The organism is Sedimentitalea nanhaiensis DSM 24252, from assembly GCF_000473225.1.
In the GTDB taxonomy this organism is placed as follows: Bacteria; Pseudomonadota; Alphaproteobacteria; order Rhodobacterales; family Rhodobacteraceae; genus Sedimentitalea; species Sedimentitalea nanhaiensis.
The window spans coordinates 1,913,597-1,936,121 of sequence record NZ_KI421509.1 but is presented as its reverse complement, the minus strand read 5'-3'; the positions used below and the strand labels follow the sequence as shown (position 1 = coordinate 1,936,121).

The window sequence follows — 22,525 nt, the reverse complement described above, 5'->3', positions numbered from 1 at the left end:
ACTTCCCTCGGAATGACGGTATGCCCCGCATCTGGTCAGACAGGTGCGGGGCTTTTCACACCCGTTTTAAGCGCGGACCCGCATCGACGTCAGATCCCGCACCGCGCCATAGCCGCGCAGACGGGCAGGCGGGCCGTCAAGCTCCAGATCTGGCAGGATGCGCGCCAGCGCCCCGAGCGCCTCTTCCAGCTCGATCCGCGCCAGCGCTTCACCCAGACAGCGATGCGGTCCGCCCCCGAACACCGGATGCAGGCGCGGATGATCCTGCCGGGTGATGTCAAACCGGTCCGGGGCGGCATAGACCGCCGGGTCGCGCAACGCCGTCAGCATCGAGCCCGCCACCAGAGTGCCCTGCGGGATCATCACGCCTTCGATCTCGCGCGGCTCGGTGGTGATCCGCGCCAGCGACCCGATGACGGGATCAAACCGCAGCCCCTCGGACGCCGCTGCCGCCGCCCAGGTTTGCGGCGCCTCGACCAACATCCGCCATTGTTCCGGGTGCTGCAACAAGTGCGACACCGTGGCGGTCAGCGCCCCGCGCGTGGTGTCCGACCCGGCCAGAACCACCCCGATCATCTGGGCGCGCACCTCGGTCTCCGACAACGGCCCGTCCTGGGTCCGTCTCAAATAGTCGGTGAGGAAATCCTCCTTCGGAGCCGTGCGGCGGTCCGCGATCAGACCCGCCACATAACGATCCAGATGCCGCATGTCGGTATCCGATGCCGCGCGCTCCTCGGGGCCGACAATGGACAGCCCGCGAACCGCCGAATAGACATGGGCCGCGAACATCGCGGTGTCCTCTTCCGGGGCGCCGACGATGGCCGCGATCACCTGTGCGGGCAGCGGCCCGGCGATCGCCTGGACAAAATCCACTGACCCGGCCCCGCGCAACGGCGCGATCATCGCCTCCGCCCGCGCCGCCACTTCGGGGCGCAGCTCGGCGATCACCTTGTGGGCAAAGGTACGCACCAGGGGTGCGCGGCGGTTGCGATGGGTCTGGCCATTGGCAAACAACAACGCATTCTGCACGAAATCGAACATCGGACCGCTGCTCACACCTGCCGCCCGCATCCCCTCCAGCTCGATCTGCCGGGTCCAGCGGTCGTCGTTGAACATCTCCATATGGGCCTGCGAAAACGCCGTGACGAACCCATAGCGATCCATCGCCAGCGGACCCCGGGCCCGTGCCGCCTGCATGAACTGATGATCGGTCTGCCCGGTCACATAGTCGGGAAAGCGTGGAATATCGCGCAATGTCAGCGGCATCTGTGTCCCTCGCGGCTGGGTTCCATGCGTCAACGGTACCGTGCTGACGCATGAAATCACCCCCCAACCCTACGTCAACGCGCCGCCAGACTTTGCGCCAGCCGCATCAGCTGCACCGCCTCACCACGATACCCATAGGCATCCGCGCCCTTGTGCGCATTGGCCAGCGCGATGGCATCGCCATAACCCCAGTCGCCCAGATATGTCCCGCCGCGCAGCAATTGCCCGAACCCGGCGATGGCGGCGGCAAACCCCGCCTCGGACTGCGCCGCACCCGCCGGGATCGCCTGTTCGATCAGCACGCTTTTATCTCCTCCCGGCACCTTGTACCGCAGCCGCAGAAACCCCAGCTCGTCGGCCGTACCGCCCACCGGGGCCGCCCCGTAGCGCAGCGAATCGCTCAGCTGCGCGGCCGAGCCCACCGGCGTGACTTCATACAGCGCCGTCACCGCGTGACCGGCTCCGATCTCGCCCGCATCCACCGCGTCATTGTTGAAATCCTCGCGCCGGAGAGCGCGGGTTTCATAGCCGATCAGCCGGTATTCGGCGATTACGGCGGGGTTGAACTCGACCTGGATCTTGACGTCATCGGCAATCGCAAACAGCGCCCCGGTCAATTGATCCACCAGCACTTTCTGCGCCTCGGCCAGGGTGTCAATATAGGCTGCCTGCCCATTGCCGTTCTGGGCCAGCGCCTGCATCGCCGCATCGTCCAGATTGCCCCGTCCGAACCCCAGCACGCTCAGGTAGGTGCCGCTGTCGCGCTGTTCGGCGATAAACGCCTTCAGCGCCGCGGGATCCGACAGGCCGACGTTGAAATCGCCATCGGTGGCCAGAATCACCCGGCTGACCTCGCCCTCCTCGGCCATCGCGGCGGCAGTGGCATAGGCCTGCTGCAACCCGGCCTGCCCGGCGGTCGACCCACCCGCGTCCAGCCGGTTCAGCGCTGCCAAAATCGTGGCACGCTCGCTGGCCGGGGTCGGTTCCAGCACCTGCCCCGCACTGCCCGCATAGGTTACGATGGCAACCTGATCCCGGTCGCGCAACTGCCCCAGCATCAGCGCAAAGGACTGCTTCAACAGCGGCAATTTGCCCGGCTGATCCATCGACCCGGAGGTGTCGATCAGAAACACCAGATTCAGCGGCGGGCGATCCGCCACCGCAGGCAGCGCGCCCTGAATGCCGATCTGCACCAGCTGCGTGCCGGCATTCCAGGGCGTCGGGCTGACCGACACCGTGGGCCGAAACGGCGCATCACCGTCGGGCGCGGCGTAATCATAGGGGAAATAGTTCACCATCTCTTCGATCCGCACCATGTCCGGCTCAGGCAAGGCACCGTTCAACAGCGCATTGCGCACCACCGCATAAGACGCGGTATCCACATCTATGGAAAAGGTCGATACCGGGGTCTCGGCGGTGATATGCACCGGATTGCCCGGCGCATTGGCAAACCGTTCGCTGTCGGCCTCGGGCAGGGTAATGTCACGGCGGGGCATGGGCGGCGTGATCGTCGGCGCCGCCATGGGAGTGGCAACCGCGCCCGACATCGGTTGCGCTGCACGTTTGGCCAGCTGCGGGCGGGCCATGTTGTCCATGCCCTGCGCGGGCCTGTCTTGCTGCACCGCCATTTCGGCCTCGGCCAGATCCTCGACCGGCGCGGGTGCGGGGGTCAAAACGGGTCCGACCGGTGGCAGCACCATGTCGCGGATCGGGGTCAGCGTCACCAGAGCGACGGCAACAATGGCGGTGGTCGCGGTCAGTCCCCCGCGCGAGGTGAGTGTGGTCAACATCTGTCGTACTCCTGTCCAAAGGCCCGAACGTGGGCGATTGGAACTGGGACGCACCTGCGCGCCGCTTTCTTGGAGCCGGTCGAAATTTTTCTGCGCCAGCGCCAGATGCGTGGCACGGGTCTCGGCATCTGGCGCCGGCGCCCGCATCGCGGCCTTCAGATCGTCCAGATCGTCGCTCATGCCTGGTCCTCCTGCATCCGTATCGTTTTCAGGCGTTTCTTGGCCTCGAATATGCGCCAGCTGACCGTGCCTTCGGAAATGCCCAGCACTTCGGCGGCCTCACGATGCGGCATGTCATCCAGCACCAGCGCCAGCGTATCGCGCAGATCCTCGGGCAGCGCCGCCATCGCCGCGATCAGCCAGTCGACCTGTTCTGCGGTTTCGGTATCGGCGGCGCGGCGCGCGATCTCCCATCCGCCCCAGCCCTGCGCGGCGCGGGCGTGGCTGGCGGCACGACGGCGGCGGTCATGGGCCGCATTGACCGCCACCCGGTACAGCCATGTGGTAAACCGCGCCCGTCCGTCGAACCGCGCGATTTTCGAGGGCAAGGCGGCACAGATATCCTGGGTCAGGTCCTCGGCCTCGGCACGGCTGCCGGTCAGCCGGAACGCGAGCCCGAACAGCCCGTCATAGCGCCGCTCCAGCAGCACCGCAAAGGCCCTGCCATCCCCGGCCGCCGCCGCCCTCGCCAGGCTTTCGTCGCCTGTATCCATCCGCATCTCATACCCTGTGACGCGCGCCATCGGTCCATCCTTGGCGGGCAGCGCAAAAAACTTTGCCACCCTGATTCCACCGTGCGGCGGCTTAACCGGCCCGGTCCCTGCGTATGTACGCGGTATGTACAGGGTATGTACGCCTGCCATACCGGGGGTTTGCCCCGTAACCCTTGTTAACAAGACGTTTCACGCCCCACATGCGCCGCCGGAGGATTTTGGGTTAACCTTTCGGCAACATCGGGGCAAACGCAAACGGAGCGACCCAAGGGCCGCCCCGCCAGAATCCGCATCGCAGTCGGGTCAGACCGACATGCAGATGTATTTCATCTCCAGGTAATCCTCGATGCCGTGGTGGCTGCCTTCGCGGCCCAGGCCCGATTGCTTGACCCCGCCAAACGGGGCGACCTCGGTGCTGATGATGCCGGTGTTGACGCCGACGATGCCATATTCCAGCGCTTCGGCCACCTTGTAGACCCGGCTCAGATCCTTGGCATAGAAATACGCCGCCAGACCAAAGATCGTGTCATTGGCCATGGCGATCACCTCGTCCACATCGTCGAACCTGAACAGCGGTGCCAGCGGGCCGAATGTCTCTTCCTTGGCCACGGCCATGTCCTGGGTGACACCGGTCACGACAGTGGGCTCAAAGAACGTGCCGCCCAGTTCGTGTGCCTTGCCGCCGGTCAGAACCTCGCCGCCCTTGGCCGTGACGTCGCCCAGATGTTCCAGAACTTTTTCAACGGCTTCGCTGTTGATCAGCGGCCCGGTGGTCACGCCGTCGGCCAGCCCGTCGCCGACCTTCAGGTTTTCGACCGCCACCTTCAGCTTGGCGGCAAATGCGTCATAGACCCCGGCCTGCACATAGATCCGGTTGGCGCAGACACAGGTCTGGCCGTTGTTGCGGAACTTGCACAGCATCGCGCCTTCGACGGCGGCATCCAGATCGGCGTCGTCAAACACGATGAACGGGGCGTTGCCGCCCAGCTCCATGCTGCATTTCATGACGCTGTCGGCCGCCTGTTTCAGCAGGATCCGCCCGACTTCGGTCGATCCGGTAAAGGTCAGCTTGCGCACGGCGGGGTTCTCGCAGAATTCCTTACCGATGGCGCTGGCACTTGATGATGTGACCACGTTGAACACGCCCGCCGGGATACCGGCGCGATCCGCCAGCACGCCCATGACCAGCGCGGACAGCGGCGTTTCCTTGGCCGGACGCGCCACAAAGGCACAGCCCGCAGCCAGCGCCGGGGCCGCCTTGCGGGTGATCATCGCATTGGGAAAGTTCCATGGCGTGATCGACGCGGCCACGCCAATCGGTTGTTTCAAAACGGTAATTCTCTTGTCGCGCTGATGGCCGGGGATGGTTTCGCCATAGATCCGCTTGGCCTCTTCGCCAAAGAATTCGATGAACGACGCGCCATAGGCGATCTCGCCCACGGCTTCGGTCAGCGGCTTGCCCTGTTCGGCGGTCAGGATGGTGCCCAGGTCCTGCGCGTTCGCCATCATCAGGTCAAAGAACTTGCGCATGATGCCCGCGCGTTCCTTGCCGGTCATCGCGGCCCATTCCTTTTGCGCCATTTCCGCCTGTGCGATGGCATCTGCAACCTGTGCGCGGCTGAGGTCGGCCACCTCGGCGATCACGTCGCCCCGCGCCGGGTTGGTCACGGAAAAGGTGCCGTTGTCGCCATCGACCCATTGGCCACCGATATAGGCCTTGGTGGCCAGCAGGTCCGGGTCATTAAGCAGTGATTTGAGGTCAGTTGTCGCATCCAGCATGGGGAATTCCTCCGGCAAAAAATCTACTCGCGCAGCCAAACCAGTTGGGGCAGGGTTTGTCTACAGCGGTTTGCGCTTATCCAGGTCACAGCCTATCGAAGTTTACGTTCGAAGATTGCGAAAGGTACCAGATCCCGGTGCTGCTGAAACCCAGACCGCTATGGGCTACTTTCAAGGGAGATCCAATGGAACTTGACGATGCATATGCCAATGCGTCCCATATCAAAGGGGCCGAGGGCTATCCGCCGCGCTGGCAGGCCAAGGCCAAGGCGTTTCGCGACGGGCTGGGTGGGCGCGCCGAACTGGGGCTGCCCTATGGGGACAGTCCGCGTCAGGCATTTGACGTTTTTCGCCCGCAGAATGCGGCAAAAGGCACGGTGGTGTTCATTCATGGCGGCTTCTGGCGGGCTTTCGACGGCAGCGCGTGGTCGCATCTGGCGGCGGGGCCGTTGGCGCGGGGATGGGCGGTGGCAATGCCGTCCTATGACCTGTGTCCACAGGTTTCGATTGCCGATATCACCCGTCAGATCGCAGTTGCCGTCCGATCAGTGGCGGCCCGTACCGAGGGTCCGATTGCGATCACCGGTCATTCGGCTGGCGGACACCTCGGTGCGCGGATGCTGGACCGCTGCCTGATTCCGGATGCGGTCGGCCAAAGGATTTCTGCCGTGGTCCCGGTGTCGCCGCTTTCCGATCTGCGTCCGCTGCTGAAAACCACGATGAACGAGGATTTCAAGCTGACCGAGCAGGCCGCCATTGATGAAAGCCCTCTGTTCATGACCGACCGCCGGAAGGTTCCGGTCACGGTTTGGGTTGGGGCCGATGAACGCCCGGCCTTTCTGGATCAGGCTCGCTGGCTGGCCGAAAAATGGCATGCGGATCATGTCATTGCCCCGGGCAAGCACCATTTCGACGTGATCGACGCGATGGAAGATGCGCAAAGCGACCTTGTGTGTCGCTTGACGGCTTGACCTGTGCGTGCCGTCGGGGCAAACCGGCCTCACCCTCGGCGATGGCGTCGCCGCACGGTCCGTATTTCCCTACCGTCCTGAACGCCGGGACCTTTCTGCAAAGGAGGGTCGATTATGACCACACGCCCTGACATGTACCGCTTTCACAACGGCGAAAAGGCGGCATTGCCATTTGCCGTTTCCGAATACCAGGACCGCCTCGAAGAGTTGCGCGAACGGATGGAGACCGCAGGGGTCAGCGCCGCAGTCTTCACTTCGATGCACAATATCGCCTATTATTCGGGGTTTCTGTACTGTGCCTTTGGCCGCCCCTATGGGCTGGTGGTCACCGAAACCGATTGCGTGACGATCAGCGCGGGCATCGACGCCGGTCAGCCCTGGCGGCGCAGCTTTTGCGACAGCATCACCTATACCGACTGGCAACGCGACAACTATTGGCGCGCGGTAGCTTCGGTCACGGGCACCGGCGGCATAATCGGCTATGAGGGCGACCACCTGACCCTGATGCAGCGCGACAAGCTTGAGGATTTCCTGCAACCGCTGACCCTCGTGGATCTGTTTGAAACCACGATGCGCCAGCGTATGCACAAATCCGATGCCGAGATTGCCTTGATCCGACACGGCGCACAGGTGGCCGATGTGGGCGGCTATGCGATCCGCGATGCCATCAGGCCGGGCGTGCGCGAAATCGACGTGGCGATGGCGGGGCGCGATGCGATGGAGGCCGAAATCGCCAAGCGTTTCCCCGATGCCGAGTACCGCGACACCTGGGTGTGGTTTCAGTCGGGCCTGAACACGGACGGCGCACATAACCCTGTCACCGGGCGGGTTCTGGAGCGCGGCGATATATTGTCGCTGAACACCTTTCCAATGATCTCGGGCTATTACACCGCGCTGGAACGTACTCTGTTTGTCGAATCCGTCGATGCCGCCAGCCTGAAAATCTGGCAGGCCAATGTGGCGGCGCATGAATATGGCATGTCGCTGCTGAAACCGGGCATCAGCTGCGCGGATATCACCCATCAGATCAATGCCTTCTTTGCCGAACGGGATTTGCTGCAATACCGCACCTTTGGCTATGGGCATTCCTTTGGCGTGCTGTCGCATTATTATGGCCGCGAAGCGGGGCTTGAGCTGCGCGAAGATATTGACACGGTGCTGGAACCTGGCATGGTCATCAGCATGGAACCGATGCTGACCATTGCTCAGGGTCAGCCCGGCGCAGGCGGGTATCGCGAACATGATATCCTTGTGATCACCGAGGACGGAAACGAGAATATCACTGGCTATCCGTATGGGCCGGACTTCAACGTGATCGGCTGATCGGAACGACCGGCCAAAACTCTGCGCGGTCCTGCCAAAAGGCCAGGTCGCGCGGGGCTTTCCCTGTTGAATGCGCTCTTTCCTTTCACCGGGTGTTTTGCGACACTTTCTCCAGGCTCGGCACGACCCGCGATGTGACAGGTGCAGAACGGTGGGGTTTGGGCCGGGTATTGAGAAAAGGAAAGAGTGATGGCGGATTTTGACGCGCTGGTGCGCGACTCGCAGGCCCAGGTGGCCAAATCGCAGGCTGAAATTCAGGCCATGACCAGCCGGATCGAGACAGCGCGGGCAAAGATAGACGCCGGCGAAAACGCGGATATCGACATCGAAAACGCGACGCTTGAAGACGTTCATGCCCATACCGAGGTGATGAATGCCAATATCGCCGAGCTGATCATGGGGCTGGACGATGTGACCAGCGCATTCTCCAAGGATTTCGACGAGATGCGCAGCAAGACCGGCTGGGAAAGCTTTGTCGGTCTTTTCAGCAAGGGCAAATCGGATTCGTTGCGCCAGGAACGCATGCGTACAGCCAATATCGACGACAAGCTGCAAGATCTGATCGCCAAGTCCGACGTGATCGTCACGCTGTTGCAAGGCCAGTTGACAGTGCTGAACGAGCAAAAGGAAAAGGTGGAAGAGAACCTGACCGGCACGCTGGACGAACGCGAGGTCACTGTTGGCGAACTCGAAACCGTGCGCGCCGGGATTCTGGAAATGGATCCGGAAATCATCAAGATTGAAAACCGTATCAGCGTCGAACAGGACGCCGCCGCACGCACCAAGCTGGAAACCGAGCTGGCCGAGATGAACACCCGCTACAACGAACTGGTGCGGGATGAACAGGTAAAGCTGGCCAAAAGCCAGACGTTGGAACGCTATATCGAAAAGGGCAAGACCTGGGTCGACAGCCTGCAGAATCAGGCGGCGACGCAGATGGTGCTGATCAACAAGCTGGAAACCGATACCCGCCAGCGGGTGGTGCTGTATGACGCGCTGTCCAAATCGCTGAAAACGGCGCAGCAGCAGGATGTGGCGCACCGGATCAACGAGATCGGGGTCAAGACGGACCAGGAAGCGCAGACCGCGATGGCCGCCATCGGCACCGCGACCAACCAGAAGATGGCCGACATGATGGAAAGCCACGAAGACCACATGGTCTTTGCACGCGATGTGTTGCAGGCCAAGGCCAAGGCGGATGAACGCTTTGCCCGCCGGTTCGCGGCGATTGTCGAAAAGCACGACAAGAACATCTACGGAGCCTGACCATGCGGCATATGACCTTCTGGGGCGGGGGCGCGTGATGCAGGAAATCGACCCTGCAAGCGACCATGCCGGCCTGGCCGATACCTTTATGTCGCGGCGATATTTCCGCAAGTTCGAAACGATCACCGCGCATCTGCTGCGGGTTGCGGCGGTGATGCAGGCGGACGGCGCGCTGTCCAAAGCCGAAGCCAGGGTGCTGACCCGCTATCTGATGGCGCTGACCTTCACCTTTCGCGCCCTGTCGATGAAATATCTGTTGGCCGGGCGCGACACCGGGCGGTTTTTCGGCTCACTCGCGATGGATACCAGGGACAGTGGCTTTCCGGTGGCCGCCGAGCTGATGACAATGGCAAACGATGCGCAGCAAGCGGCGGTTCATCTGGCCAACATGCCGTCCGAAGAGGCCCTGAAAGATGATATGGTGCGCACCATTATCGGCGCGCGCGAGGTGCCGACCAGGCTGCAATTCGCCTTGTCTCAGCGGTATTATTATCAGGAACTGTCCCGAGGTCAGCTGTTTTGGGCGCGCAACGATCCGGACTGTCAATGGATCGGCGACGCCGAGGCGGGGCGACGCCGTTTCCTGTTGCACTGGGCGGTCTATGACAGCCAGGTGAACCTGCCGGTGGTCTATCTGATGGAACTCGAAGATGGCGGGCGCACCGCGCTGCCCAAGGACCAGAACCGCTGGCCCGAGGTTCAGGCACATCTGATGGCACAAAGTCTGGGTGCGCTGAAACTGGTGACCATTGCGCGCGGATTTGACGAAGATTTTGACGACCTGCACCCCAAAAGGTTGCGCCGCTTCCATCTGGGTCCGATGTATTCCAACGCCTATACCCATCAGTCCGGCCCCCTGCGCGATGTTCTCGCCGACGCGGCGTCGCCCGAGGGGCAGGATTGGGCCCTGGCCTGGACCGACGAGGTGCTCGAAAGCGAACGCGAGATCGAAACCCGCGCTGGCTGGTTTTCGACGGTCGAGCGTCAGGTGTTTGCGCTGGATCCGTTTTCGGGGCGCGGGGTCGATACCGGTGCAACCCGGACACAACGCGCCATTATTCTGCCGCAACGCCCTTATCAGGTGCTGGCCGAACGCGATCCGCCGGGCTTTGCGGACGTGCGCAAGTTTGTCGTCAGCGACTCGGGGCAGGTGCTGCGCTACTGACCGTCTGGTGCAAGCCGCCAACAACAACAGGAAATTGAAGGTTGCCGCCATGACGCTTACCGCCGACCAGATGGAATTGCGCGAAGACGATATCCGAAAGCATTATCCCGCCGCCGAAGCCATGCTGGGCGGGTTTGATCATACACCGCGCATTGCCACCGCGCTGGCAGCCGCACCAGCGACCGATCGGTCCGCCGGGCTGGGCACCCGTCGGCGGTTCCGTTCGACCACGCCGGGATTGGCGACCCGCAGCACTGCCCGCCCCGAGGGTGTTCATCTGATCGAGCGTATCCGATCCTGTGATGGCGGCGATGTGCTGACCTCGCCGCAACAGGCGGTTTCGATGCAGGCCCTGCGCCGCGCATTGGCCATTGCGTTGGCCATGGCCGGGAATTTCGCGCAGGCGACCGCCTTGTCCGACTTTAAACGCGCCAATCTGACCGGCGATCTGCCCACCGCCCGCAAGACCGAGTTTTCCGAACTGCTGGCGGCCGAGGCGCTGATTTCGCTGCACGTCTTTGCCAATGCGCTGGCTTATCTTCTTTCGACGCATCAGTCCGAAACCACCGTCGATGTCGGCGAGGTGCAGGAGCTGCTGACGGACAATGCTCAGCTGGCTCTGCACGGCACCCTGTGGGAGCTGGACCAGAATCTGGCCAGCCACGCAACGGATGATCCCCGGCTGGTCGCCGCCCTCGGCGCCCATGCGGAACAGGTGATGGAAAAGGCTGCACTGCGGGCACAAAGCGCGCCGTATCTGGCATCGTTCATTGCCTCCGCTTGGCACATCGCGGCGGACGATCTGACCATTCGCGGCTTTGCCCCGGCCAGCAAGGCCCGGTCGAGCACGCTGACCATGACGTTCAAGAAACCGAACGAAGTCGTGGGCAATCATATCGCCAAATATCAGGCCATGAAGCTGGCCAAGATGCTGATGGCCTATGATTTCGAGCGCCGCCTGAACCCGTTTGCCGAACTTGGCGGGTTCATCTTTACCTTTATGGGCGATGGCAAACCGGGGACGGGCAAGACGACGCTGATCCAGATGATGGCGGGGCTGATCAACGACTATTGCCTGAATGTCGGCTATCCGTTCCGCTATCAGAACTTCAGCACGGACAATATCGACAGCTATCAAGGCAAGTCGGGCCAGAACGCCAAGGCGTTTGTGAACACCATTCTCGACCCCGCCGCGATCGGGTTCGGCACCATCGACGATATCGACACGCTGGCGGGCAAGCGCGGCGATCGCCAATCCAGCGCGGGCCAGTTGGAAATCACCGCCGTGCTGATGGAAAGCTTTGCCGGTGCAAACACCATGGTGCGTGGCAACTGCACTTTTGGAATGTTCTCGAACTATCCGGAAAACGTCGATGACGCGCTGCGGCAACGCGCCGGGGCGCGGTTTCTGGTCGATGGGCCACAGTCGCGCGAGGATTACATCGATATTCTGCATCTGCTGATGGGGCGCAACCATGACATTCCGCTGGGAGCGCACGATGCCTATGCCGCGCAGGAAATCAAAAAGGCCGTTTCCGCCAGTTTCGCAAGCCACAATCGTCCGCACGAGTCGGGGCTGGTACAGGTGTTTGACCGCGTTCAAGGACAGATCGGAGACCTGGACACGATTGCCAAGCTGGGTACCTATCTGAAAGCGATCCAGCAGGCCGATGAGCGCTTTACCGGGCGTGCGATCAAGAACATCACCGACGCGGTCAAGGTGCGCGCAATGGATTTTGAACTGCCGGATGAGTGGATGGACGACCCGGAACTTTTCCTGTTCCGCGACTATGACACCAAGAAAGCGATGATCGAAGATCTGAGGGTGCCGATCACCACCGACATGGTATTGCAGGAAATCAACCGCTATGCGGACAGCGAGTTCCGTTATGCCGACAAGTCGGACGAGGTCGCGATTGAAACCGCCGTGCGGGACATGACCCGGATGGAAGAAGCCAAGCGGCGTTATCTGGCGGCCAAGGGGGATGACAGCAGTTCGACTTAGAACTCGATCACCAATCGCTGCCTGAAAATCAGGGATTTCAACGCGATGCCAGATATTTCAGGGGACAGTCAAAACCGTTAGCCGTGCAAGGCCGCGACGGTTTTCAGTTGTAAGAACCCCTACAGCGCCTCGCCCCCTTTTCCCCGGCCATGCCCGGATTTTCCAATCCCGCCAAATGGCAATTCGACCCCGCCGTCCGCGCCGTAGTTGTTGAAGAACACGCGGCCCGTCCGCAATGCCCGCGCCAGGCGCATCTGCCGGACACCGTCGCGGGTCCAGATGCTGGCAACCAGACCGTAGTCGGTGCCATTGGCGATGGCGTCCTGTTCGGTGTCAAATGGGATCATCGCCTGTACCGGACCAAAGATTTCATCACGCGCCAGCGGGTAATCCGGGGGAATATCGGCAAACAGCACCGGGGTTGTATTGGCCCCTATGTTGCGATGGTCAGATCTGCGCCCCACTCTGCATAGGCTGCCGCCATCCGCTCGTGTACCGTGTCATAAACGCGGCCCTGCACCAGAATACGGGAACTGGCCGAACAGGTCTGCCCGGCCTTCTGAATCGCGGCATTGACCGGAAACGGCAGGGCGGCCCCGATATCCGCAGCGTGCGATATGGCAGATTTCGCTGCCATCGGGCGGGTCGATCAACGGCAGGGTTCGCTGATTCTCCTCTGGCACCCATGTGCCACCGATCAGACAGAGCGTGGGATCGAATCAGAGAGGATCAGACATGAGATTGGCGCCGTTGCAGGGCCTCCAGATCGGGCAGTTGCGGTGCCGCTGCGATCAGGGTTTGCGTATATGGGTGCTGTGGGTTGGTGAAGACGTCTGCGGTCTCGCCGGCCTCGACGATCTGCCCGGCCTGCATCACCAGTACACGATCCGTCACAGTGCGCACGACGCTCAGGTCGTGACTGATGAACAGATAGGTCAGATCGTAGGCCGTGCAGAGTTCGGCCATCAGGTCCAGGATCTGTGCGCGCACCGAAACATCCAGCGCGCTGACGGCCTCGTCAAACAGGATCAGGTCGGGCCGGGTGATCAACGCGCGGGCGATGGCGATGCGCTGACGCTGGCCGCCCGAGAATTCGTGTATGTACTTCTGCGCGTCTTGCGGCCGCAGGCCGACAGCGGTCAGGGCCTCGGCGATGGCGTCCTGTCGCGCCGTGCCCGTGGGCGGGGAGACGAGCAAATGAAACGGTTCGGTGATCAATCGGTCGACCCGGTGACGCGGATTGAAGCTGCCAAACGGATCCTGAAACACCACCTGCATCTTGCGGCGCACGGCAAGGTTGGGCTTGTGGCCGGTAAATACCGGTTGGCCATCCAGCAGGATCTGACCGTGCTGGATGTTTTCGAGCCCCAGAATGGCGCGCGTCAGAGTGGATTTTCCGCACCCGGATTCGCCGACCAGCCCCAGCCGTTCGCCCCGGTTCAGGGTAAAGGACACGTCGTTCACCGCACGGAAATAGCCGGGGTCGCCGAACAGGCGGGTGCGCGACAGCCGATAGTCGCGATGGACATTCTGCACCTGCAGCAGTGGCACCGGGGCGGGGGGTGGTGGCAGGCTGACCTGATGGCCCGAGGCGGCAAACAGCATCCGGGTATAGGGGTGTTGCATGTTGACCAGCAAGTCCGCTGTCGGTCCCTGTTCGACCACCTCGCCGTTGCGCATCACCACGATCCGGTCGGCCATGTCGGCCACCACAGCCAGATCGTGGGTGATCATCAACAAACCCATGCCATAGTCCGCTACCAGCCCCTTGAGCAGGTCAAGGATCTGCGCCTGCGTGGTGACATCCAGGGCGGTGGTGGGTTCGTCCGCGATCAGCAATTTCGGACGCAGGGCGATGGCCATGGCGATAACGACCCGCTGGCGCTGGCCACCCGACAACTCGTGCGGATAGCGCGACAGCGGGAAACGGTCGGCGGGCAGACCGACCCGGTCCAGCATCTCGCGCGCGCGATCCAGTGCCTTTGCGGGCGTCATCGCCTTGTGGACGAGAATGGTTTCAGCCACCTGATCGCCGATGGTCTTGACCGGGTTGAGCGCAGTCATCGGCTCCTGAAACACCATGCCGACACGCTGACCGCGGATGGCGCACATACCCGGTTCCGGCGTTTTCAGGATATCGGTGCCGTCCAGATCGATCCGGCCCCGCGTGCTGGCGCTGTCGGGCAACAGACCCATCACGGCCAGCGCGGTCATGGATTTTCCGGACCCGCTTTCGCCGGTGACAGCGACGATTTCGCCGGGGGCAACCGACAGGGAAACATCCGCCAGAATGTCGAACCGGTGAATCGACAGGGACAGGTTTTCTATGCTCAGCAGGCTCATGTGCGGCTGATCCGCAAACGGGGATCCAGATAATCGCGCAGACCGTCGCCCATCAGGTTCAGCCCCAGAACCGTCAGGATAATCGCGATTCCGGGGATCAGTGCCAGATGCGGCGCAAAGCTGACCATGGTTTGTGCATCTGCCAGCATCCGCCCCCAACTGGGCGTCGGAGGTTGTGCGCCCAGCCCGACATAGGACAGGCCCGCTTCGGCCAGAATGCCAAGACTGAACTGGATCGTGCCCTGTACGATCAGCAGGTTGGTGACATTGGGCAGGATGTGTTCAAGCGAGATCCGCGCGCCGGATTTTCCGCAAACGCGCGCGGCGAGGATAAAGTCGCGTTCCCACAGCGACAGCGCGGCACTGCGGCTGATGCGGGCAAAAACCGGGATGTTGAAGATGCCGATGGCGATGATCGCGTTCACCGCGCCGGCCCCAAACACGGCGGTGATCAGGATGGCGATGACCAGGCTGGGAAAGGCAAAGACCAGGTCGTTGCCGCGCATGATCACTTCGTCCAGCCACGACCCTTTGCGCGCCGCTGCGGTCAGGCCCAGGGGCACGCCCAGCACCATGCCGATGCCGACAGCCACCAGCGCCACGGCGATCGAGGTGCGCGCGCCGACCATGATCATGCTGAAGATGTCGCGCCCGAAATGGTCGGTGCCAAACCAATGGGCAGGGCCGGGCAATTGAAGTTTCGCCGGGATGTCCATGACCGTGTGGTCATAGGGCGTCCAGACAAAGGACAGCAGGGCGGCGCACACCACCAGCGAGGACAGCGCGATGCCGATGATCAGACTGCGGTTCATGTGCGGGTTCTCAGGCGGGGATCAACCAGCGCATAGGCCAGATCGACGAGAAAATTCACCAGTATGACCGAGAAGACCAGCAGCATCACGACGCTTTCCACCACGATCAGATCGCGCGAGCTGATCGACTGGAACACCAGTCGGCCAAGGCCGGGCAGATAGAACACCTGTTCGATGATGATGGATCCCGCCAGCAGGAACGAGAATTGCAATCCGATGATAGTCAGTACTGGAATCAAGGCGTTACGGACTCCGTGTTGCCACAGGGCCTGACGACGGCTGAGACCCTTGGCGCGGGCGGTGCGCATGAAATCTTCGCCCAGAATGTCCAGCAGGGACGAGCGCATGACGCGGGCCAGGATTGCCGCCTGTGGCAGCGCCAGTGAGATTGCAGGCAGGGTGAGCGAGCGTATCCCGGCCCAGAAGCCGGCGTCCCAGCCGACGAATCCACCGGCGTTGAACCAGCGCAGGTTGATGGCAAAAATCAGCACCAGCATCATCGCGAACCAGAAGTTCGGAACGGCCACCCCCAGCTGCGTGGCCCCCATCACGGCCACGTCGCCGGGTTTGCCACGCCGCGACGCGGCATAGATGCCAGCTGGAAAAGCGATTGCTGTAGAGAGGGTTAGCGCAAAAAGCGCCAGAGGCAGAGAGACCCAAAGCCGATCCCCGATCATCCCCGCCACCGGGGTACGATAGGTATAGGAGGTGCCGAAATCGCCGCGCAACATGCCGCCTACCCAGTCCAGGTATCGCTGCCATTTGGGCACATCCAACCCCAGTTCAGTGCGCAGCGCGGCCACGGTGTCGGGTTGGGCGTTGATGCCCAGCATAAAGCTGGCGGGATCGCCGGGGGCGACCTCGATCACCAGAAAAATGACCAGCGAGGCAACCGCGAGGCTGATCAACAGAGAGGTGAGACGTTTGAGGGAATAGCGCAACATTGCGGTCACGTTAGGGCGGTGGTGGCCCATGGTCCAGAGGCAAAAGGCAGGGTATGGCTGGCGTACAGAGCATGTACATACGGCGTACATACGCGGGGGGCTACAGCGGCGGAGCTAGGGATCGGTCGGTGCGCGCGCATAATCCTGATCGCTGACGTGTTCCAGCCAGTCCGCCGCCCGTCCGTCCTGCATTTCCTGCATCGCCAGATGCACCATGCCGGTGTCTGCCGTGGCACCGTGCCAGTGTTCTTCGCCGGGTGGAATCCAGACGGTGTCTCCGGGGCGGATGACGCGCGGCGCGGCGGCGCGCAGACCGACCAGACCGAGACCAGAAACAACATGCAGGGTCTGTCCCAGCGGATGGCTGTGCCAAGCGGTGCGCGCGCCGGGTTCAAACGTGACACGCAGGGCGGCGATGCGGGCCGGGTCGGGTGCCTGGATGATCGGGTCCTGCCAGACGGTGCCGGTGAACCAGTCGGCGCTGGCCTGCTTGGTGGGCCGACTGCCCGCTGTCATGATGTCCATGGTGCTCTCTCTTGTGTCCGGCTGTGGCGGCAGGGCCCGGTTGGTGGGCCCTGCCGATGGGGTCAGTTGGCCCAGCTGACGCCGGTCAGATCGATCGCGGCGGTTGGTGCGTTGGTCCACAGCCCCTGGACCCCGGCCTTGGCGACGGTTGGCCAGGCCAGTTGGAAAAGATAGGCATTGACGTAATCCTCGGCGATGACGGTCTGGGCCTGTCCCAGCAGTTCGGTACGCTCGTCCGGGTCCGTGGTGCGGTTCAGCGTCGCCATCAGATCCTGGAACGCGGCATTGTCGTACTGGAAGTAATAGTCGGGCCGGGCATAGATGCCGATATCCATCGGTTCGGTATGGCTGACGATGGTCAGGCCAAAGTTCTTGCCGCGAAACACGGTTTCAAGCCATTGCGCCCATTCCACGTTGACGATCTCGGCGGTGATGCCGACCTGCGCCAGTTGCGAGGCGATGATCTCGCCGCCGCGCCGCGCATAGGACGGCGGCGGCAGGTGCAGGGTGGTTTCGAACCCGTCGGCAAACCCGGCTTCGGCCAGCAGCGCCCTGGATTTTTCGGGGTCATAGGCAGAGATGCCGGTCCGATCGACATAGGCCGGGTGATGCGGCGCAAAATGGGTACCGATGGGGGTGCCATAGCCAAACATCGCGCCGTCGATGATGGCCTGACGGTCGATGGCATGGGCCACGGCCTCGCGTACACGGATGTCGTCAAACGGCGGTTGCTTGTTGTTGATGCCGAGGATCGTCTCGCCTTCGCTGGTGCCCTTCAGCACCTGGAACCGAGGGTCGGCCTCAAACTGCGGCAGGTTTTCTGGGGCCGGGAAGTTCACATAGACATCCAGGTCCTCGGCCATCATTGCGGCAAAGGCGGCGGTGGGATCGGAGATGAATTTGAACGTGGCCTTGTCCAATGCGGCGGGGGTGCCCCAGTAGTCCGGATTCTTTTCGATCTCGATCTTGTCGCCCTGCACCCAATTGGTGAATTTGAACGCGCCGGTGCCGACCGGGCTGGTCTTGATGGTCTCGATGGTTTCGGGCGCGACGATCACCGCATCGCCCCAGGCCAGGTTGAACAGCAACAGACCGTTGGGTTCGCTTAGGGTAACCCTGACGGTGGTCGGATCCACGACCTCGACCTCGGCAATGGCGTCAAACAGGGCCTTTTGGGCGTTCACGCTGTCTTCGGCGCGGGCGCGGTCCAGGCTGAACTTGACGTCTTCGGCGTCCATCGTGGTGCCGTCGTGAAAGGTGACGCCGTCTCGCAGCTTGAAGGTATAGACCAGCCCGTCGTCCGAGATTTCCCAGCTTTCGGCCAGCCCCGGAACGACGGAACCGTCGCCCATGATACGGGTCAGCCCCTCGAATATGTTGGAATAGACCACCGAGTCGATGGCCTGCGCGGCGGCGCTGGTCGGGTCCAGATGCGGCGGTTCCAGTTGTATCGCAACGGTGATATCGGTCTGGGCCTGGGCCGCTCCGAACCCGGCGGCAACGGCAATCGCGCTGGCCAGCGCCAGTGTGGAAAAGTGAGTCATGTGCAATCTCCCTGTGGGTCGTTGGTGCCGGTTCGCGGCACGATTGAGCGGCAGTTTTGGCCGAGACGCCGGGTTATACAAGCGGATATTGCGCCGCGCTGTGGCGGTTGAGGGTTGGATCGTCGGACCGAGTGCGGTCTAAACAGGGTCAAACGGCAATTGGGGAGGGCGGGACATGGTACATGTTCTGGCAATAGATCAGGGAACGACGTCGACACGGGCGATCCTGTTTGATGGGGCGATGGGCAAGGTCGGCGTTGCGCAACAGGAGTTTGCCCAGTATTTCCCCAAAGCCGGATGGGTCGAGCACGACCCCGAAGATTTGTGGCAGACCACCGTCGACGTGTGTCGCGACGTTCTGGCCGGGGCAGGCGTTGACGCCCGCGATCTGGCCGGAATCGGCATCACCAACCAGCGTGAAACCACTGTGGTCTGGGATCGCACCACCGGCAAGGCGGTGCATAACGCGATTGTCTGGCAGGACCGGCGCACCGCCGGGATCTGCGCGCGGCTGAAAGCCGAGGGCCATGAGCCTTTGGTCAGTTCGGTGACGGGGCTGTTGCTGGATCCGTATTTTTCCGGAACCAAGTTGAAATGGGTTCTGGACAATGTGGATGGTGCCCGCGCGGCGGCCGAACGCGGCGATCTGTTGTTCGGCACCGTGGACACGTTCCTGATCTGGCGGCTGACCGGTGGGAAAGTGCATGCCACCGATGCCACCAATGCGGCGCGCACGCTGATGTTTGACATTCGCACGGGGGAATGGAGTGCGCAGATCTGCGCTCTGCTGGACATTCCGTTGGCGATGTTGCCGGATGTGCGCGACTGTGCCGCCGAGTTCGGCAGCACCGATCTGCTGGGCGGGACGGTGCCGATTCTGGGGGTGGCGGGCGATCAGCAGGCAGCGACCATCGGGCAGGCCTGTTTTGCGCCGGGGATGATGAAATCGACCTATGGCACCGGGTGTTTTGCGCTGCTGAACACCGGAACCAGCCCGGTTGCGTCCAACAACAGGATGTTGACCACCGTGGCCTATCAACTGGACGGTCAGCGCAGCTATGCGCTGGAAGGGTCGATTTTTATCGCCGGTGCGGTGGTGCAGTGGCTGCGCGACGGGCTGGGTATTCTGGAGCGAGCGGATCAGGCCGGAACATTGGCCCGTGCGGCGGATCCGGCGCAGGATCTGGTGATCGTGCCGGCCTTTACCGGTCTGGGCGCGCCCTATTGGGATCCGGACTGTCGGGGGGCCGTGTTCGGGCTGACGCGCAATTCGGGTCCGGCGGATTTTGCCCGTGCTGCGCTGGAGAGCGTGGCATTTCAGACCCGCGATTTGTACCAGGCGATGCGCGACGATTGGAATGCCGATGCGCAGACCGTGTTGCGTGTGGATGGCGGCATGAGCGCCAGCAACTGGACGATGCAGAGCCTGGCCGATCTGTTGGGCGCGCCGGTGGATCGTCCGGTGATGCAGGAAACCACGGCGCTGGGTGCGGCTTGGCTGGCGGGGATGCGGGCCGGGGTCTATCCGGATCGCGACGGGTTTGCGCAGACCTGGGCGCTGGATCGTCGGTTCGAGCCACGGACCGACGCAGCGGATCGCGATGCGCGCCACGCCCGCTGGCTGCGTGCGGTTGCGGCGGCCAGGAGCGTCTGAGCCATACCCGTGTGCGTCACGAAAGCTTTGTTGTACAAATTGTGTCTGGGGTTCACTGTTTGAATCCAGCGTGATAGCCGGGAGGCATGAGCAGTTGGGCCCCGGCGAAGTACAAGACCAAGAACTGATCTTCGTATAACACAGCGTTGAAGAGGCGCGGATCGCTGTCAATCTGGTTTGACCCTGAGATGATCTGGGTGCCGCCGCCGAGTGGCAAGCGTGGACGCCAAAGCCAGTTCGGTGACGCTGCGGCCCCGGCGTGCCTGGCTTTGTAAGTGTGTTCGATATGCCAATGCGGCAAACGGCCGACGTCCTAGAGGCCCTTTTGCGGTTGGCCGGGTCCGGACTGGGCCGTGCCCGACTACAGCACCCTGTGCCGCCAGAAGACACTGAATGTGAGCCTGCCATATTACGGGCTGGTTCGAAGATCGGGATTGCGCGCACGGACGACCTTTGACAGGTGCGCTTCGCCTTGGATTTCGCCTCGACGCAGAACCGTATCGGCGCCGATATGTTGCCCAACGTGCGTTGGTTCAGGGAAAGCGACCTGACCTTTGAGCAGGCCGATGAGCTGGACGAGAATGCGTCGCTGCGCCACACCGTAGTCGGCAGCGTTGACCGCCTGAGGGGAAAGGATTGTGTATTTTTAGCTGAACAAACCCATGATCTCGGTCATGTATTCGCGGTTGCGCGGCGCAGGCAGGCCAGCGACGTTCATCCATGATGAAAGCGCGTGGTATCACCCCGTTCACCGCGCGGGCAAATTCTGGGAGCATGTCGCGCGCATCTTGCGCCGCAAGGCGTTTGTCGCCGTTCGAAAACGGCTGACACGGGGGACCGCCTGCCACCAGATCGACACCGTGCCATTGGCGGAAGTCGAAATCGACGATTGACTGTTCCTCGGTTTTGGCATTTGGAAATCTGCGACGATAGGTTTCCATCGCGTCCCGATTGGTGTCGAGTCCGAGCACCGAATGGAAGCCAGCGCGCTCGGGCCCAAGGCTCAATCCGCCCGCCCCGCAAAACAGGTCGATGCTTGTCGATTCCAGGCCCATGCCTCCGGGAACATTTTGAGAACTTATAGAGCGTTGATGAATCCACCGTCCACATAGACGATTGAGATGAACAAATCATGCCCGGGACAAGACGATCAGGCTTGCCCGACCACGCCTCGTCGTTTAAACGATCAGCCGCGTGCCCCAATAGCTCAGCTGGTAGAGCAACTGTTTCGTAAGTAGCGGGTCCATCCGCGATTGACGTTCAAGACCAGTGAGTTAGAGGAGGCACGCAGTAACTAGTAGGGCCATAGTAGGGCCGCGGAAAGAGAAGGATGCCGCTGTAGCTCAGCTGGTAGAGCACGTCATTCGTAATGATGGGGTCGTAGGTTCGAGTCCTATCAGCGGCACCACCCTTCTTAGACTTCACCCCGATTTTGGCACTGGAATCAACGCCTTCGGCATGGCTGCAAGGTGACGTTTGGCCTTTCGATTTTCAGGCATCCGGGCTAGGTTGTGCTCAGGATTGGCAGAAAGAGCCGATCCCGGGGCGTAGTAACCCCACCGCAAGCGGTCGGTGTCGACCGTGATGACACCTCCTCGCACCTCTATGGTCGGGGAGGCACTGGCGTATGTCCAGGGCTCCGGCCTAAAGGCCAGCGCGGTCGTCTTGCGGCGGCTTACTAACTCCCCGGCTGCCAGAGGAAACTCTGGTGGCCGATTTCGTTAGTAGAGGAACCGTTATGAGCAGCAGTGAATTGAAGAAACAGGGAACAACCGTCGTCGGTGCCTTTGTCTGTTGATTGTCACTGAGAACTGACCCGGCAACTGCAGAAATTGTCATTGAGAATTGACCCATGTGCAACCTTGCCCCTGCTTGATTCAGCTGGGGGCTATTGGAGTGGTAGACATGGGATTTTTGAGGGTCATTCGGAAATGGGCGCTGCGAGACAAGATGCCCATTCGCGAGATTGCGCGGCGAACAGGCGTGTCTCGCAACACGATCAAGAAATATCTGCGGGCCGGGATTGTCGAACCCGAATTCCAGAGACCGGACCGGCCGAGCAAGCTGGATCCGTATGCTGAGAAGCTGACAGCTTGGTTGCTGTCTGAGCAGCGCAAAACACGCAAGGAGCGGCGGACTGCCAAGCAGATGCATGCCGATCTGGTGCAGCTTGGCTTTGATGGCTCATATGAGCGGGTCGCGGCCTTTGTGCGGGACTGGAAGGGTGAACGGCAACGCGCGTATCACACGACTGACCGCGGGGTCTTCGTTCCGCTGGTGTTCCAGCCTGGCGAGGCGTTTCAATTCGATTGGAGCGAGGACTGGGCCTATGTTGGCGGCGAGCGGATCAAGCTTCAGGTCGCCCATATCAAGCTGTCGCACAGCCGCGCCTTCTTGGTGCGGGCCTATCTGCTGCAAACGCATG

At 62.1% G+C, this 22,525-nt stretch carries 17 protein-coding genes, 1 tRNA gene and 3 pseudogenes; 10 read left to right on the top strand and 11 right to left on the bottom strand.

Features of this window, described 5'->3' with window-relative positions; genetic code table 11:
* Positions 1-66 precede the first annotated feature (66 nt).
* The 4 genes from NANH_RS26050 to NANH_RS0111260 form a co-directional block, all read right to left on the bottom strand.
* The gene (locus NANH_RS26050) at positions 67-1,266 is read right to left on the bottom strand and encodes a cytochrome P450 (RefSeq protein WP_051372376.1); all 1,200 of its coding nucleotides are present in this window, start codon (positions 1,264-1,266) and stop codon (positions 67-69) included.
* A gap of 74 nt (positions 1,267-1,340) precedes the next feature.
* A complete protein-coding gene (locus tag NANH_RS0111270; protein WP_027262140.1) occupies positions 1,341-3,236 on the bottom strand; it encodes a vWA domain-containing protein in 1,896 nt (631 codons plus the stop codon).
* On the bottom strand, positions 3,233-3,769 hold the full coding sequence (locus NANH_RS0111265) for an RNA polymerase sigma factor (protein WP_027262139.1): 537 nt from the start codon (positions 3,767-3,769) through the stop codon (positions 3,233-3,235). Before NANH_RS0111265 ends, NANH_RS0111270 begins: the two co-directional genes overlap by 4 nt.
* 303 nt (positions 3,770-4,072) lie before the next feature.
* Positions 4,073-5,548 carry an NAD-dependent succinate-semialdehyde dehydrogenase gene (locus NANH_RS0111260; RefSeq protein WP_027262138.1) on the bottom strand — a complete coding sequence of 492 codons (1,476 nt, stop codon included), beginning with the start codon at positions 5,546-5,548 and terminating at the stop codon, positions 4,073-4,075.
* Between the two features lie 185 nt (positions 5,549-5,733).
* Here NANH_RS0111260 and NANH_RS0111255 point away from each other — a divergent pair, with 185 nt between their 5' ends.
* From NANH_RS0111255 to NANH_RS0111235, 5 genes are all read left to right on the top strand, one after another.
* Positions 5,734-6,519, top strand: a complete 786-nt coding sequence (locus NANH_RS0111255; protein WP_027262137.1) for an alpha/beta hydrolase — start codon at positions 5,734-5,736, stop codon at positions 6,517-6,519.
* Between the two features lie 114 nt (positions 6,520-6,633).
* Complete coding sequence (locus tag NANH_RS0111250; RefSeq protein ID WP_027262136.1) at positions 6,634-7,842, top strand: aminopeptidase P family protein; 1,209 nt, start codon at positions 6,634-6,636, stop codon at positions 7,840-7,842.
* 189 nt (positions 7,843-8,031) lie between these two features.
* A complete protein-coding gene (locus NANH_RS0111245; protein WP_027262135.1) occupies positions 8,032-9,108 on the top strand; it encodes a hypothetical protein in 1,077 nt (358 codons plus the stop codon).
* Between the two features lie 37 nt (positions 9,109-9,145).
* Positions 9,146-10,273 (top strand): hypothetical protein, encoded by a 1,128-nt coding sequence (locus tag NANH_RS0111240; RefSeq protein ID WP_027262134.1) that lies wholly within the window; start codon positions 9,146-9,148, stop codon positions 10,271-10,273.
* Positions 10,274-10,322: 49 nt separating this feature from the next.
* Positions 10,323-12,278, top strand: a complete 1,956-nt coding sequence (locus tag NANH_RS0111235; RefSeq protein ID WP_027262133.1) for an AAA family ATPase — start codon at positions 10,323-10,325, stop codon at positions 12,276-12,278.
* Positions 12,279-12,397: 119 nt separating this feature from the next.
* Here NANH_RS0111235 and NANH_RS27930 read toward each other — a convergent pair.
* The 6 genes and pseudogenes from NANH_RS27930 to NANH_RS0111200 form a co-directional block, all read right to left on the bottom strand.
* A pseudogene (locus tag NANH_RS27930) lies at positions 12,398-12,915 on the bottom strand (aldehyde dehydrogenase family protein).
* Positions 12,916-13,007: 92 nt separating this feature from the next.
* A complete protein-coding gene (locus NANH_RS0111220) occupies positions 13,008-14,621 on the bottom strand; it encodes an ABC transporter ATP-binding protein (RefSeq protein WP_027262130.1) in 1,614 nt (537 codons plus the stop codon).
* Complete coding sequence (locus NANH_RS0111215) at positions 14,618-15,433, bottom strand: ABC transporter permease (RefSeq protein ID WP_027262129.1); 816 nt, start codon at positions 15,431-15,433, stop codon at positions 14,618-14,620. The genes NANH_RS0111220 and NANH_RS0111215 overlap by 4 nt, the downstream gene beginning before the upstream one ends.
* Positions 15,430-16,377: an ABC transporter permease gene (locus tag NANH_RS0111210; protein WP_027262128.1), complete on the bottom strand. Its 948-nt coding sequence runs from the start codon at positions 16,375-16,377 to the stop codon at positions 15,430-15,432. Before NANH_RS0111210 ends, NANH_RS0111215 begins: the two co-directional genes overlap by 4 nt.
* A 114-nt stretch (positions 16,378-16,491) precedes the next feature.
* Positions 16,492-16,902, bottom strand: a complete 411-nt coding sequence (locus NANH_RS0111205; protein ID WP_027262127.1) for a (R)-mandelonitrile lyase — start codon at positions 16,900-16,902, stop codon at positions 16,492-16,494.
* Positions 16,903-16,964: 62 nt separating this feature from the next.
* Positions 16,965-18,446 carry an ABC transporter substrate-binding protein gene (locus tag NANH_RS0111200; protein ID WP_027262126.1) on the bottom strand — a complete coding sequence of 494 codons (1,482 nt, stop codon included), beginning with the start codon at positions 18,444-18,446 and terminating at the stop codon, positions 16,965-16,967.
* A 175-nt stretch (positions 18,447-18,621) separates the two neighbouring features.
* Here NANH_RS0111200 and glpK point away from each other — a divergent pair, with 175 nt between their 5' ends.
* The 3 genes and pseudogenes from glpK to NANH_RS29300 all read left to right on the top strand — a co-directional run bounded on the left by glpK (position 18,622) and on the right by NANH_RS29300 (position 20,824).
* Entirely contained in the window at positions 18,622-20,100 is a 1,479-nt protein-coding gene (gene glpK, locus NANH_RS0111195) for a glycerol kinase GlpK (RefSeq protein WP_027262125.1), read from the top strand.
* A 146-nt stretch (positions 20,101-20,246) separates the two neighbouring features.
* Positions 20,247-20,543: pseudogene (locus NANH_RS28505) on the top strand (transposase); the annotation flags it as partial.
* A 29-nt stretch (positions 20,544-20,572) separates the two neighbouring features.
* Positions 20,573-20,824 carry a hypothetical protein gene (locus NANH_RS29300; protein ID WP_245601545.1) on the top strand — a complete coding sequence of 84 codons (252 nt, stop codon included), beginning with the start codon at positions 20,573-20,575 and terminating at the stop codon, positions 20,822-20,824.
* Between the two features lie 55 nt (positions 20,825-20,879).
* Here the strand turns inward: NANH_RS29300 and NANH_RS29810 are convergent.
* Positions 20,880-21,155, bottom strand: a pseudogene (locus NANH_RS29810) (DNA cytosine methyltransferase); the annotation flags it as partial.
* 277 nt (positions 21,156-21,432) lie between these two features.
* Here NANH_RS29810 and NANH_RS0111180 point away from each other — a divergent pair.
* Both NANH_RS0111180 and NANH_RS26035 read left to right on the top strand, forming a co-directional pair.
* Positions 21,433-21,508 (top strand) — tRNA-Thr (locus NANH_RS0111180).
* A gap of 497 nt (positions 21,509-22,005) precedes the next feature.
* Positions 22,006-22,525: helix-turn-helix domain-containing protein (locus NANH_RS26035; RefSeq protein ID WP_036049747.1), on the top strand; the 520-nt coding region annotated here is incomplete at its 3' end.